Here is a 12,369-nt window from a genome sequence, read left to right on the forward strand (position 1 = left end):
TTGATCAGGCGCTTCACGCTGGTTATGTAGCAATCGTAATCGTAGCCGTAATTAACTCTATTATAAGTGTTGGATACTATTTCAAACTAATTTTAGCAATGTATTCTAAAGAGCCAAATGAAGAGCGCACAGGAAAACCATTTCTTATTTATGCCGTTGCTGTAATTTCAATTGGTTTAAATATTGCTTTAGGTTTATTCCCATCTTTAGTTTTAGATTTATTGAGATAAAATCAGATCAAAAAAACAAAAAATCCATCAAGAGTTTCTTTTGATGGATTTTTTATTTTATATACTTTTTCAAAAGAAAAATTCATGTTAAAAATTTTCGCATAAGTCGATAGACTTCGAAAAAACTCCATATATTTGGGTTCACTAAAAGCATAAATTATGGCCTTTAATTCAAAAAATCCTTTTTTAAGTAACAAGCGTTTTTCATCAAATGCTGTTTCAAGAGCTGAAGAAGTACATGAAGCAAAGATTATTGATTACAATCAGGAAATGACTTTGTCTGGTACTATAAATAAAACAGCTATTTTATTTTTAATATTATGCGGCTCTGCTATGGTAACATGGTGGATGGCATTTAACGGGATGAATATTATGCTGCCTGCAATTGGTGGTGCTGTAATTGGATTCATTCTTGTTTTAATTTCTGCATTTAAACCGCAAGCTTCTCCATATTTAGCGCCGGGATATGCCTTATTCGAAGGGTTATTTATTGGAGGAATATCTGCAATATTTGAAGCTAGGTTCCCTGGAATTGTAATGAATGCAGTTGGAGCAACTTTAGTGACATTTTTAGTATGTCTTGGATTGTATAAATTCAGAATTGTTAAAGTAAATGAACAATTTAAATCTGTCGTTATTGCTGCAACACTGGCAATTGCAACTTATTATTTATTTTCATGGCTTGCTTCATTAATTTTTAACTTCACTCCAGTTCATTATGGAAATGGAATGATGAGTATCGGAATTAGTGTATTTGTTATTATTGTAGCTGCTTTAAATTTATTTCTTGATTTTGATCTAATTGAGCAGGGAGTGCAGCAAAAAATGCCAAAATTTATGGAATGGTACGGTGCAATGGGATTAATGATTACATTAGTTTGGTTGTATATTGAATTCCTAAGATTATTAGCAAAACTATCGAGTAAAGATTAATTTCTTTCTTAACTAAATACTGAAAGCCTTTTTGAAATTCAAAAAGGCTTTTTTTTATGATTTATCACTATTAAAACTTACAATAATCTTCTAAAAAAGAAATCTTTTTCTTATAAAAAATAAATTTTAACAAAAACACCTGAAAAAGTTACAAAATGATAAATTTGATTATTACATCATTTTTAAATCCTTTAGAAGACCAATAAAACAAAGCTTTTCCGCAAATGTATTTAACATGTAATAAATTACAATTAATGCAATAAATTACATTTTAATCAAAACAATTACAATATTTTTTACATATATGTTTTTTTATGACGATATAAATAAGAATATTAAAATTTTGTATAATTTCGTGTAATCGATTACAATTATTGTGTAAACGATAAATACAAAAAACCACAAAAACTTTTATTAACGTCTAACTTAAACAATTATGAAAAAAAACCTACTTTTTCTGGCTGTGTTTTTTATTGCTGTTCAAACCTGGTCACAGCAAATTAATGAAGCAAGCGGATGGCTTGAATCTGTGTTTGTAAAATGGCAGCCTGTGAGTAATGCCCAAACGTATAATGTGTATTATACAGGGGAAGGAATTGTCGACAGAAAAATTGACAATCAGCTTATTAGAAGTTACGGAACTTATTTTCGTGCTGACATTCCGGGATTAAAAGCTGGATCTTACACTGTAAAAATTAAACCTGTAATTTCTGGCGTAGAAGGAACGGGCACAACTACCAGCACTTTAACAGTAAAAGCTCACGATCGATCTGGATTTGCTTTTTCTAATTCACGTGTTCCTGGCGCTTACAATGCAGACGGAACTCCTAAAAGCAACGCCGTAATTATCTACGTTACTGAACAAACTAAAAATACGGTTTCTCTAAATGTAACCGGAGCTACAACAAATCCGTGTGTTGGTTTACAGACAATTCTTGACGGCTACAAAAAAGGGAAAGATTTAAGACCTTTTATCATTCGTATAGTGGGCCAGATTACCGATTTATCATATATGATGAGCGGCGATATTGTTATTGAAAACGCTAAAAATGCTTCAGCTTATCTGACATTAGAAGGAATTGGAAATGATGCTGTTGCTGATGGCTGGGGAATACGAGTAAAAAACGCTTCAAACATTGAGATACGAAATATTGGCGCAATGAATTGTGACAGCAGCGAAGGAGACAATATTGGTTTACAGCAAGATAATGATTATGTATGGGTACACAACTGTGATCTTTTCTATGGAGATGCAGGAAGTGATGCTGACCAGATTAAAGGCGACGGAGCTTTAGATTGCAAAAAATCTACTTACATTACTTTTTCATATAACCACTTTTGGGATTCAGGAAAATGTAATCTTTTAGGGTTAAGCGAAGGAACCACCGATGGCTTGTATATAACTTATCACCATAACTGGTATGATCATTCAGATTCACGTCATCCGCGTGTGCGTTATTATTCAGCTCACGTTTATAACAACTATTATGATGGAAACTCTAAATACGGTGTTGGGTCAACTCTTGGTTCATCAGTATTTGTAGAAGCGAATTATTTTAGAAATTGTAAATATCCAATGCTGACATCAATGCAGGGAACAGATGTTTACAACGGAGCAACCGGAACTTTTTCTAGTGAAGATGGGGGAACTATAAAAGCTTTCAACAATACTATGAGCGGCCAGACCCGTTTTGTAGCTTATAATGCTTCAACCTATCCTGTTGAGTTTGATGCGTATGTAGCTGCCAGCCGAAACGAAACAATCAGCAGCAGTATTACATCAAAAAAAGGTGCGAAAACGTATAACAACTTTGATACTAATTCAAGTATAATGTATTCGTATACGCCAGATACGCCTGAAACAGCCAGAACAAATGTTATGCAATATGCAGGACGCGTTTCAGGAGGTGATTTTCAATGGGCTTTTAATAATGCTGTAGATGATACTGCAGATGCTGTAATTACAGGATTAAAAACGGCATTGACAAACTACCAAACTACTTTAGTGTATGTTCAGGATGGAACAAATCCTCCAGCGGGGAATCAAACTTTGACTTCGACTTCAAATAATAATCAAACTGTTACAAGCGGAACGGCTATCGGAACTATTGTTTTTACGTGGGGAGGAGATGCAACTGATGCGGCTGTAACCGGTCTGCCCGCTTCTGGATTAACTTTTGTTAAAAACACTTCGGCTAAAACCATTACAATTACGGGAACTCCAACTGCAACAGTAACTTATTCTATCGCTACTACAGGAAGCACTGGAACACCAGCTACAGGATCTGGAACGATAACAGTTAATGCAGCTGGAAATCAAACTTTAACATCAACTAATAACAACAGTCAGACCGTTACAAGTGGAACAGCTATAAACTCAATTGTTTTTACCTGGGGCGGAACTGCTACAGATGCAAGCGTAACTGGATTACCAGCATCTGGGTTAACTTTTGTAAAAAATACTTCAGCTAAAACCATTACAATTACGGGAACTCCAACAGCTACGGTTTCGTATTCAGTAACAACTACAGGAACAGGAACTGCTGCAACTGCATCAGGAACTATAACAGTAAACACAGGAACTTCTGGTAGTGAAATTCACAATTTTACAACTTCAGGAAAAACAAGCAGCTTTTACAGCATTACAGGAAATCTTTCGACTACTAAAGGAACTGTAACCTATAATGGTTTGACTTTAACGCAATGTTTGAAAATTGAATCTTCTACAAGTATCACTTACACGACTACTCAGCCAAGTACATTAACACTGGTTTTTGTTGAAGCCGGAGCTAATATTAAAGTTGATAATGTAGATAGAACGACCACAAATGGTATTATAACAGTTTCGTTAGCTGGAGGAAGTCACACAATTACCAAAAAAGATACTGCAAATTTATTTTACATGAGTACCGTGTATAGTGGCGGAACACTGAAAATAGCTAAAGCAGATTCTGTTATTGAAGCAGAAAATGAAAAACCATTTTTATATCCAAATCCAGTATCAGGTATTTTGTATTTATCTGATCAAAACCAAAAAGTAGAAAAAGTAATTATTTACAATGTTTTGGGAGTTCTTGTAAAAACTTCTCACAAAGGAGAAACAAATATTGATTTAAACCAATTAGCATCAGGAACATATTTAGCAAAAATTATTACTGCTGATGGTTCTTCAAATCAAATTATTATAAAGAAATAAAGATTTTAAGAGAAAGGCTTCCTAAAAACAGGAAGCCTTTTTAAATATTTTACCAATCAAAATTACCAGTCAGTAGCTGGAAGTTTTTTCAGAACTCTTTCCGGGCTGTCATCTGCAAAAAGTTGTTTTCTGTCTAGTTTAAACTTTTTAGTTTCGTGTGCACTTGGCATACTATCAACCATTGTATTAATAAGTTCCATATCAGCAGTACCCGAAATTAAGTCATAATCAACAGATATTTGAGAACCAGCTCCCATATTAAAAGTATGTATTTTAGCAAGAATCAATTGATTATCTACAAATTTATACCAGGTTTCGAGCGTTCCAACCGGACCAATTCCGTTAAGTGTAATATTTAGTAATCTATCTTTGTCAATACTTATACTTTCATAATCGTATATTTTATTTCCTTCATAAGAATATTCAGGATTTAACGCCTGCCAGGATGTTTCCTTTAAAATATAATCTCCTGTTTTTTGTTTAATCAAAACTAAAACAGCACGAACATCAGTATTGTCATTTTTGTTTTGCAAAACAAGTACAATATCTTTCAGCTGATCATCGTCTAAAAGCCCTTCTTCTTCATATTGAATTTCATACGGCTCTAATACAAAATCCTGAGCTTTTTTTCCAGTTTTAGGAAAAACCGGAAGAGTTCCGTCATCAAAAATTTCTCCCTCTTCTTCTCCAACGGATTCTGAGTCGAAAATTTTTTCAGTTTTTGGGTTTTGAGTTTCCGAAACTTTTGTCGTTTCTTTTTTACAGCTTACAGCTAAAATTACAATTAAAAAGAAGAGTAATGTACGTTTCATTTATTTGGGTTTGAATACAAATCTAGGAAAATTGCTATATATTTTGCATAAAAAACCACTTCTTCCAAAGCTGGAAAAAGTGGTTCTTGAGAATTTATTTCTTTTACAAATCAAATTTAATTCCTTGTGCCAGCGGAAGATTTGTCGTGTAATTAATTGTATTGGTTTGACGGCGCATGTAAATCTTCCATGCATCAGAACCAGACTCACGTCCGCCTCCGGTTTCTTTTTCACCACCAAAAGCACCTCCAATTTCTGCTCCGGATGTTCCTATGTTCACATTTGCAATTCCACAGTCAGAACCTATTACAGATAAAAATCTTTCAGCTTCTCTCAAATTGTTTGTCATAATTGCAGAAGATAATCCCTGTGCAACTCCATTTTGAAGTTCGATAGCATTGTCAACATCTCCGGAATATTTAATTAAATATAAAACGGGTGCAAAAGTTTCGTGCTGTACAATAGCAAATGAATTTTCAGCTTCTGCAATCGCAGGTTTTACGTAGCAGCCGCTTTCATAACCTTGTCCTGAAAGAACTCCGCCTTCAACCAGAATTTTACCGCCTTCGGCAACCACTTTATTTAAAGCAACTGCATATTGTTCAACAGCATGCGTATCGATAAGCGGTCCAACATGATTTTTTTCATCAAGCGGATTTCCAATTCGTAATTGTTTATAAGCAGCGACAAGCGCCTCTTTTACTTTATCATAAATACTTTCGTGAATAATTAATCTTCTTGTCGAAGTACAACGTTGTCCGGCCGTTCCAACAGCTCCGAAAACGGCTCCAATTACAGTCATTTTAATATCAGCATCCGGAGTCACAATAATGGCATTGTTTCCTCCTAATTCTAATAACGATTTTCCTAATCTTCCGGCAACAGTTTGTGCTACAATTTTACCCATTCTGGTAGAGCCTGTTGCAGATATTAACGGAATTCTTGTGTCTTTTGTCAGCAATTCTCCTATTTGATAATCTCCGTTTACTAAACAGGAAATCCCTTCCGGAAGGTTATTTTCTTTAATAACCTGAGCAATTATATTTTGGCAGGCGATTCCGCAAAGAGGTGTTTTTTCAGAAGGTTTCCAAACACAGACATCTCCTGAAATCCACGCCAAGGCCGTATTCCATGACCAAACTGCAACCGGAAAATTAAACGCCGAAATAATTCCAACAACTCCTAATGAATGATATTGCTCATACATTCTGTGTCCAGGTCTTTCAGAATGCATTGTTAATCCGTGCAATTGACGTGATAATCCAACAGCAAAATCACAGATGTCGATCATTTCCTGAACTTCTCCATAACCTTCCTGCAATGATTTTCCCATTTCATAAGAAACCAGTTTACCAAGTGCATCTTTGTTCTCACGTAATTTTTCTCCAAACTGACGAACAATTTCACCACGCTGCGGTGCCGGAATCAATCTAAATGTTTTAAAAGCTTCTGTTGCCGAACGCATTACTTTTTCATAATCTTCAAGCGTTGAAGTTTTTACAGATGCAATTAATTTTCCATCTACTGGTGAAAAACTATCTAAAATTTCACCTGATGAAAAGCTCTCTACTCCAGTCGAAGTTCCGTCGTTAACCAGTTTAATTCCTAGTTTTTCCAGAGCTTCATTCATGCCAAATTGTGATGCTATTGTTGTCATTGTAACTTTTTTAGTTAAAATTGTTATATTTTTATGTAAAGATATTATTTTAGAATTAATTTCAAATTGAATTCAATTATTAAAAACAAAGTAAATTTAGCGTTATTTTATAAGTATTAACGCAAACGGATGGCTAATTATTCAGTAAAAATGGTGAAATTTGTATTCTCAAAATTTTAAAATATGAACTTTTTCCGCCACCTTTTACTTTGTTTTCTTCTGATCTCTTTTAATGCATTTTCTCAAAAAGAACAAAAAACTTCTTTTCAGGTTGTGCCTTTAGGAATAAAAGGCGGAATCGACGAAAAAAATCTCTCAGCTTATTTAATAGCTCCTTCTAATACAAAAGATTTTATTTGTCTGGATGCCGGAACCGTAAATGCCGGAATTGAAAAAGCTATTGAAAATAAAGTGTTTAAAGTTTCAACCAGCGAAGTTTTAAGAAAATATATCAAAGGATATTTGATTTCGCATGCCCATTTAGATCATGTTTCGGGCTTAATTATCAACTCTCCTGCTGATTCTTCTAAAACAGTTTATGCCACTCAAAAATGCATGGAAATGATGGAAAACCATTATTTTAATGATCAAACATGGGCTAATTTTGGGGACAAAGGCGTAGGATTTCCGTTGAAAAAATATCATTTTCAAACTTTAAATCTGAATGAAGAAACGCCGCTTTCTAACACAACAATGACGGTTAAAGCGTTTTCTTTAAGTCACGTAAATCCTTTTGAAAGCACTGCTTTTTTAATTAAAAACAACGAGACTTATGCTTTATATTTAGGAGATACCGGACCTGATTCTGTTGAAAAAAGCGATAAACTAAAAACTCTATGGACAGCAGTTGCTCCTTTAGTTCAGAATAAACAATTGAAAGGTATTTTTATTGAAGTTTCTTTCCCAAATGAACAGCCGGATCAATTTTTATTTGGACACTTAACTCCAAATTATTTAATGAAAGAACTTCATATTTTAGAGGATTTAGCTGGAAAAGGTTCTTTAAATAATTTCAAAATTATTATTACACATTTAAAACCTCCTGCTAAAAATATTGCTAAAATTAAAGAGGAGTTAAAAGCTCAAAATGATTTGGGATTGAAGCTTATTTATCCGGAACAAGGAAAAAAGTTTGAGTTGTAAAAATTTAGCTTTATGTAAGTTTATTTTTATAAATTTGTGGATATTTCAAATTTACAATGAAGATTATTTGGTCTAAAAAAGCAGAGTACAACTTTTATACTATTGAGAATTATCTTAAACATTTTTGGTCACCGCTCATAGCTCAAAAATTCATCAAGGATGTTTTACACATAATAAGTTTGCTGGAAAATAATCCTTCGCTTTGAAAATATAATCCAAAATTGAAATGTCGAAGTATTGTCATTTCGAGAAATATTACATTATATTATGAAGCTACACAAGATTATATCGAATTGATTGCTTTTTATAATAATCGGCAAAAACCAATAGATATATTTATATAAGATTTCTTCTCTTCAGTTTATCCAACATTTCTTCATGCGTTATAAAGTCTCCATTTTTTATATCCAACTTTCCTTGCTCAATATCCGCCTTCAATTCCAACATATAATTTTCTTCAGGAGAAAGTATTTTTGCAATTGATAAAACTTCGTCAGGAGTAAAAGACTGTGTTTTTAATTTTCGATAAAATGTTGGACTGGGTATCCCAATTTTTTCAATAATATAGTTCTTTTTATAAGGAGAGTTATCTATTAAACCTTCAATATTTTCAACTATATTTTTATATGCAATTACCTCTTGTATCATAATTGAGAATTTTTTAATTCATTTATGATACAAATATATATCAAAAACGATTGTAAATATTATAATTTCTTACAAAAAGTAATATTAAACCAGACAGGTCTTAAAAACCTGTCTGGTTTAATATTTTAGTTGATGAAAAGATTATTTCTTAGCCGTAAATCTAGGATCCGTTTCCATAACAGTTCCACAATTATCGCAGGTTCTTAATTCTTCTGAATTGTAGAAATGTTCAAAATGAGGCAGAAAATCTTTCTCTATATTATGCAATTCAAAATATACCTCGTAAAGTTTATGATTACAATTATCACAATGCCAAAGCAAACCATCTGTAAATCCTTTTCCAGCACGTTTACACTCAATTACTAATCCGATTGAACCTTCGGAACGAACTGGTGAATGCGGAATTTTGGCAGGATGCAAATACATATCGCCAGCATTTAATTCCATTTCTTTACGCTCGCCATCTTCCTGAATTACAACTTTTATACTTCCTTCTAACTGATAAAAAAGCTCTTCGGTTTCATTATAATGATAATCTTTTCGGGCATTTGGTCCGGCAACAATCATTACGATATAATCGCCTGAGTCTACATATAGATTTTTATTTCCAACTGGTGGTTTTAGTAAGTGTCGGTTATCTTCAATCCATTTAGTAAGATTGAATGGTTTAGCTATAGCCATTTTTTCAAAATTTGTGAGTAGCTAAGATAATGAATTTGTAGAGATGCACCGCAGTGCGTCTTATAGGTTTTGATTATACAAGCGAGACATACTGCGGTGCGTCTCTACAATTTTTCTTTTATCAAATAAATATAAACCGGAAAATGATCGCTAAAACCTGCTTCTGTTAAAGTATTCCGCAACGGATAACCTTTATATCTTCCAGAAGTCTGAATTAAATAAGGTCTCTTGAAAATGCCCGCTTTCCAAAATTTATAACTGGAAAAATCAGGTTCAATAAAAGGTTTCGTGATTATGATTTGATCAAAAATATCCCAGGAATCTCTAAAGGCTAAAGTTCCCATTCCTTTTTCAGCCATTTCTTCAAAAGGATTATAAACGCCAAATTCAGGAACGTCCGCTTTTTTTGCTTTTGTTCCCAATGCAATTTTTAAGCTTTTATTAAAAGGTCCGTCATTTAAATCTCCCATGGTTAGTACTTTCGCATTTGGATTTATTTGCTGTAAAGAATCTATAATTTTTCTGTTCAATCTTCCTGCTGCTTCCCGAAAAGGATTACTGGCTTTTTCTCCGCCAGATCTTGAAGGCCAGTGATTCACTATAATATGTATTTCTTCATCTTCTAAAAAACCGGTAACCAAAAGCTGATCTCTCGTAAAAACTCGGTTTTTAGTATCAATTTTGATTTCAACATCGCCTAAATCTTCATTGTTATTTTCCTCAAGAATTGCTTTGTTTTTGTAAATCAACAACGGAATATTTGAGTAAGAAGTAGGTCTGAAATATTTCTTTTGATACAAAAGCGCAACATCAATTCCACGTTGATCCGGCGAATCAAAATGAATGATTCCGTAATCGTATCCGGAAATCTTTTCTTGTTTTATTAAATCTTCGAGAACGCCTCTGTTTTCAATCTCGGAACAGCCTAATAATACTGGAGCATTTGAATTTTCAGGAGTTCCAATTTCAGCAATTACTCTGGAAAGATTTTTTAGTTTTTGTTCGTATTTTTCTTTTGTCCAATGCTGAGCGCCTGTTGGAGTCCATTCGTCATCATTTTTATTTGGATCATTATTGATATCAAAAAGATTCTCGAAATTGTAAAATGCTGCGGTATGGATTATATATTTTTTTGATTGTGCAGTTGAGACAGAAATTATAAAAAAGGCGAGTAAACAAAAGTGAAATTTAATAATTTGCATAACTTTAAAAATTTAAGGGCTCAATTTAAATAAATTGTAAGAATTTTCAATAATTTACTTGAGTAAATAATTTATATTTGTTAATCTCAACATTCAAATAAGCAAAAGATATTATGAAAAGCTTCCTTACTATCACAAAATATTTTAATCGTGCTAAACTGGCATTTCTTATTTTTGCTTTACAATCATTCAACTGTCAATCCCAACAAAACATGATAACACCACCTTATTTACAAAAAGGAGATACTGTAGCTCTTTTGGCAACGGCCAGAAAAAATATCGACGACAACTTAAAACCTACAATAGATTTGCTTAAAAGCTGGGGTTTAGAAGCTGTTATTGGCAGTACAATTGGACTTGATTATCATCAATTGGCCGGAACTGACGAACAGCGTGCTGCCGATTTTCAAAAACAATTAGATAACCCAAATATAAAAGCGATTTGGTGCGTTCGCGGCGGTTACGGAACTGTGAGAATGCTGGATCTGTTGGATTTTACAAAATTCAAACAACACCCAAAATGGATTATCGGTTTTAGCGACGTAACGGTTTTACACAATCATTTAAATACAATGGGTTATAAATCGATTCATGGGGCTATGCCGGTTACAATTCCACGTGCAACTGCGGCAGCGATTAGTTCTATGAAATCAAGTTTGTTTGGCGAACCTCTTTCCTATTCTATTGAACCAAGCAGCATGAATCGTTTTGGTAAAGCAACTGGTGAATTAGTTGGAGGAAATCTTTCTATTTTATATAGTTTATTAGGTTCTCCATCGGCAATTGACTGCAAGGATAAGATTTTATTTATCGAAGATTTAGATGAATATCTTTATCATATTGATCGTATGATGATGAATTTACGACGCAATGGCTGCATCGAAAATTTAAAAGGAATCATTATTGGCGGAATGACGAAAATGAAAGACAACGAAGTTCCGTGGGGGAAAAATGCTCTTGAAATTATTGACGATGTTACCAAAAAATACAATATTCCGGTAATCTTTAATTTCCCAGCCGGGCATATTCAGGATAATCGCGCTTTAGTTATGGGAAGTACTATTTCTATTGATGTAAATGCAGCTGGAAGTACGGTTACTTTTCAGAAATAACAACAATTCAATTTAAGAAAGTCTCTTAAATACCACACATAAAATCTCGCAGAGACGCAAAGCCGCAAAGTTTAATTCTTTGTGCCTTTGCGTTTTTTATTTTAAGAAACTGAAAACCGTCACTGAGACTGAAAAACTAAACATGGCAGAACATAACGAACTTGGCAAAAAAGGAGAAGAACTTGCAGTAAATCATCTCGAAGAAAATGGGTATGAAATTTTAGAAAGAAACTGGGTTTTTCAAAAAGCCGAAATAGATATTATTGCACAAAAAGATGAAGTTTTGGCAATCGTAGAAGTGAAGACAAGATCGAGTTTAGATTTTGGTTCTCCGCAGGATTTTGTGAAGCCAAAAAAATTCAACTCCTAATAAAAGCAGTAAATGCCTACATAAACTATAGGGAAAAGGATTTTTGTGACGATTTAAATATTCGTTTTGACATCGTTGCGATCCATAAAAACGGGGAATCATTTGCAATTGAACATCTTACAGACGCATTTTATCATTTTTAACATAATTTTTTATTGTTATAATTGTAACAATTTGTTTTTTTATTTATCTTTGCAAAGAATTATAACATCAAATTAACTAAACCAACCCAATTACGTTACAAAAAAAAGAAAAAAATTATGAAAACCGTTTCTTCCATCGTCGAAAATTACATCAAAACAAAACCCTTTCTTTTAAATGCTTTATCTCTCGGGATTATCAACCTGACTTCTCTTTCTCGGAACATTATGACCGAGCTTGAAAA

9 protein-coding genes and 3 pseudogenes are annotated in these 12,369 nt (G+C 33.3%); 7 read left to right on the forward strand and 5 right to left on the reverse strand.

The window, feature by feature from the left end; translation table 11 throughout:
• From ABDW27_RS00005 to ABDW27_RS00015, 3 genes and pseudogenes are all read left to right on the forward strand, one after another.
• A pseudogene (locus ABDW27_RS00005) lies at positions 1-230 on the forward strand (NADH-quinone oxidoreductase subunit N); the annotation flags it as partial.
• Positions 231-389: 159 nt separating this feature from the next.
• Entirely contained in the window at positions 390-1,163 is a 774-nt protein-coding gene (locus ABDW27_RS00010) for a Bax inhibitor-1/YccA family protein (RefSeq protein WP_343694026.1), read from the forward strand.
• 436 nt (positions 1,164-1,599) lie between these two features.
• Positions 1,600-4,359 carry a T9SS type A sorting domain-containing protein gene (locus tag ABDW27_RS00015; RefSeq protein ID WP_343694027.1) on the forward strand — a complete coding sequence of 920 codons (2,760 nt, stop codon included), beginning with the start codon at positions 1,600-1,602 and terminating at the stop codon, positions 4,357-4,359.
• A gap of 62 nt (positions 4,360-4,421) precedes the next feature.
• Here ABDW27_RS00015 and ABDW27_RS00020 read toward each other — a convergent pair whose 3' ends face one another.
• Positions 4,422-5,171: a hypothetical protein gene (locus ABDW27_RS00020; RefSeq protein ID WP_343694028.1), complete on the reverse strand. Its 750-nt coding sequence runs from the start codon at positions 5,169-5,171 to the stop codon at positions 4,422-4,424.
• A 103-nt stretch (positions 5,172-5,274) separates the two neighbouring features.
• Positions 5,275-6,828 (reverse strand): aldehyde dehydrogenase family protein, encoded by a 1,554-nt coding sequence (locus ABDW27_RS00025; RefSeq protein ID WP_343694029.1) that lies wholly within the window; start codon positions 6,826-6,828, stop codon positions 5,275-5,277.
• Between the two features lie 183 nt (positions 6,829-7,011).
• Here ABDW27_RS00025 and ABDW27_RS00030 point away from each other — a divergent pair, with 183 nt between their 5' ends.
• Positions 7,012-7,971, forward strand: coding sequence for a 3',5'-cyclic-nucleotide phosphodiesterase (locus ABDW27_RS00030; protein ID WP_343694030.1), 960 nt, complete (start codon positions 7,012-7,014; stop codon positions 7,969-7,971).
• 336 nt (positions 7,972-8,307) lie between these two features.
• Here the strand turns inward: ABDW27_RS00030 and ABDW27_RS00035 are convergent, their stop codons facing one another.
• The 3 genes from ABDW27_RS00035 to ABDW27_RS00045 all read right to left on the reverse strand — a co-directional run bounded on the left by ABDW27_RS00035 (position 8,308) and on the right by ABDW27_RS00045 (position 10,502).
• A complete protein-coding gene (locus ABDW27_RS00035) occupies positions 8,308-8,619 on the reverse strand; it encodes a hypothetical protein (RefSeq protein WP_343694031.1) in 312 nt (103 codons plus the stop codon).
• A gap of 141 nt (positions 8,620-8,760) precedes the next feature.
• Positions 8,761-9,300, reverse strand: a complete 540-nt coding sequence (locus ABDW27_RS00040; RefSeq protein ID WP_343694032.1) for a 3-hydroxyanthranilate 3,4-dioxygenase — start codon at positions 9,298-9,300, stop codon at positions 8,761-8,763.
• 104 nt (positions 9,301-9,404) lie between these two features.
• The gene (locus ABDW27_RS00045) at positions 9,405-10,502 is read right to left on the reverse strand and encodes an endonuclease/exonuclease/phosphatase family protein (RefSeq protein WP_343694033.1); all 1,098 of its coding nucleotides are present in this window, start codon (positions 10,500-10,502) and stop codon (positions 9,405-9,407) included.
• Between the two features lie 212 nt (positions 10,503-10,714).
• Between ABDW27_RS00045 and ABDW27_RS00050 the strand changes: the two genes are divergently transcribed.
• The 3 genes and pseudogenes from ABDW27_RS00050 to ABDW27_RS00060 form a co-directional block, all read left to right on the forward strand.
• Positions 10,715-11,614, forward strand: coding sequence for an LD-carboxypeptidase (locus tag ABDW27_RS00050; protein WP_343694034.1), 900 nt, complete (start codon positions 10,715-10,717; stop codon positions 11,612-11,614).
• Positions 11,615-11,756: 142 nt separating this feature from the next.
• Positions 11,757-12,127 (forward strand): annotated as a pseudogene (locus tag ABDW27_RS00055) (YraN family protein).
• A gap of 117 nt (positions 12,128-12,244) precedes the next feature.
• Positions 12,245-12,369: pseudogene (locus ABDW27_RS00060) on the forward strand (aspartate kinase); the annotation flags it as partial.

This window comes from Flavobacterium sp. (genome assembly GCF_039595935.1).
GTDB lineage: Bacteria > Bacteroidota > Bacteroidia > Flavobacteriales > Flavobacteriaceae > Flavobacterium.

Excerpts from the sequence above, each read along its gene's own strand:
- ABDW27_RS00010 (WP_343694026.1), top strand. The coding sequence starts at position 390 with ATGGCCTTTAATTCAAAAAATCCTTTTTTAAGTAACAAGCGTTTTTCA.
- ABDW27_RS00015 (WP_343694027.1), top strand. The coding sequence starts at position 1,600 with ATGAAAAAAAACCTACTTTTTCTGGCTGTGTTTTTTATTGCTGTTCAA.
- ABDW27_RS00020 (WP_343694028.1), bottom strand. The coding sequence starts at position 5,171 with ATGAAACGTACATTACTCTTCTTTTTAATTGTAATTTTAGCTGTAAGC.
- ABDW27_RS00025 (WP_343694029.1), bottom strand. The coding sequence starts at position 6,828 with ATGACAACAATAGCATCACAATTTGGCATGAATGAAGCTCTGGAAAAA.
- ABDW27_RS00030 (WP_343694030.1), top strand. The coding sequence starts at position 7,012 with ATGAACTTTTTCCGCCACCTTTTACTTTGTTTTCTTCTGATCTCTTTT.
- ABDW27_RS00035 (WP_343694031.1), bottom strand. The coding sequence starts at position 8,619 with ATGATACAAGAGGTAATTGCATATAAAAATATAGTTGAAAATATTGAA.
- ABDW27_RS00040 (WP_343694032.1), bottom strand. The coding sequence starts at position 9,300 with ATGGCTATAGCTAAACCATTCAATCTTACTAAATGGATTGAAGATAAC.
- ABDW27_RS00045 (WP_343694033.1), bottom strand. The coding sequence starts at position 10,502 with ATGCAAATTATTAAATTTCACTTTTGTTTACTCGCCTTTTTTATAATT.
- ABDW27_RS00050 (WP_343694034.1), top strand. The coding sequence starts at position 10,715 with ATGATAACACCACCTTATTTACAAAAAGGAGATACTGTAGCTCTTTTG.